Source organism: Chitinophaga sp., from assembly GCF_035564935.1.
GTDB lineage: Bacteria > Bacteroidota > Bacteroidia > Chitinophagales > Chitinophagaceae > Chitinophaga.
Genome location: NZ_DATMTE010001109.1, coordinates 1 through 1,675, shown reverse-complemented (window position 1 = coordinate 1,675; position 1,675 = coordinate 1). Strand labels below are relative to the sequence as shown.

Below are 1,675 nucleotides of genomic sequence, written 5' to 3'. Positions count from 1 at the left end.
ATGCGCTTTGCCCAGGTCCAGTGTAACCGTTTGCGGACTGCCGGCCTGTTCCAGGGTAAACAGGCAACGGGGCCATCCCGGGTGGAAATCGCCGTCGTAGATGTACGGTACATCCGTGCGACCGCCGTTATTCAGGATCTCTGCATCCTTGGGTAATACATAGTTGCTCCATTCGGACTTGGGTAACAGCTGTTCAAAAAATGGGGTGAGCGATACAAACAGGGTATCTGAAAAATTCATCCACCGGTCTCTCACCACAAAAGCATAATTTCTTTTGATGGCAGGCTGTTCTCTCACGGAGCTTTTGATCACAGGGTCGTTGCTGTATACATTGTCCATCCCTACTGTTTGTACCCATTTGCCGGTGCCGGAAGAATCTACCAGCGGGATAATCGCCAGGTTTTCCAGCGTAGGATTGTTGCAGGTAAGATTGAACCCGCCGAAGGTAGCTTCTACTGCCAGGGATCTGTATGCAAGATTGATAGCGGGTGTAAGGGGATTCACTGTAACCATAACCGGTGCAGAGGCTACTTCGCTGGCGTTTACGGAATACAGCTTGATGACGTGAGCGAGCGTGTCTCCAAAACCGTCTACCGTCAATGTATTTTCGTAGTGAGAAGCTTTCACTTCTGCAGGATGCCCGGGAGAAGTTTCATACACCGCTTTTACATAGGAAAGATCGGGATCGGCCGGAAGGGAATAGGTGAGCACTGATTTTCCATTTGCATTTGTTACCGTGATCCCGGTTACCACGCCGGGAGGATTGGTATTGGTAACGATGGCTTTGTTCAGCTCCTCTCTTTTACAGCCTGATACCAATGCCAGGGAAAACGCCGTATATAAGATCGTATTTGATTTTATTGTTTTCACTTCTTAATGATTTAATGTTAAAAACAACCGCACGCGGTGCAGTTTACCAGTTAGGGTTTTGCACCAGGTTAGGATTCACCAGCAGGTCATTTTCTTTTATCGGCCACAGGTAATCGCGGGGAGCCACGAAGTGCCTGGAGAGAAATGAAATTTCGCGGTAATACAACTCTGCGGTCTGACCGCTTACCACCCAGCCTGTGATATTGCCGCTGAGTTCCTGTGCAGCGGTTTTCCAGCGTAACAGGTCCCAGTAACGATGTCCTTCAAAGCAAAGTTCAATAGCTCTTTCCCGTTGGATGATGGCCCGCATTCCTTCTTTGGTAGTATATTTGGAAGGGTTCCGGCTGTAGTTGGTCCATGAGCTTTGTACGGTTTGCAAACCTGCCCGGGCCCTTATCCTGTTAATGTAATCATATACCTCAGCGCCGGGACCCTGCACTTCATTCAGCGCTTCTGCGTAGAGCAGGTACAGATCTGCCAGGCGTATTTCAGGATAGGGATAAGGAGGGTAGGTAACGGTGTTCCAGTCCATATGCCAGTTTACTACTTTCTTCATATAAAAGCCGGCGATCGGCACTGGCGACGACTGGCTCAGCTCACTGCCGCGGGCCATCAGCCAGAAGGTATTTTCATCGTTCTTCGACGGGCTGTTGGCCATATACCAGATGCCCCTGTCGAATCCCAGGTCGGCATAATATCTTGGCTCCCGGTCGAAATTTAAGCGGGCAGTAGTTTCTCCTTCTTTGATGTTAAACCTTTCGGCATGTGTAGCCACCCTTAGTGCTGCGATATTTGAGAAATCGAG

2 protein-coding genes are annotated in these 1,675 nt (G+C 49.5%); both read right to left on the bottom strand.

The window, feature by feature from the left end:
* A partial coding sequence (locus VN105_RS28680) for a DUF4959 domain-containing protein (RefSeq protein ID WP_325646743.1) occupies nt 1-870 on the bottom strand: 870 nt, incomplete at its 3' end.
* Nucleotides 871-913: 43 nt separating this feature from the next.
* Nucleotides 914-1,675, bottom strand: a 762-nt coding sequence (locus VN105_RS28675) for a RagB/SusD family nutrient uptake outer membrane protein (protein WP_325646740.1), incomplete at its 5' end; no start/stop codon positions are given.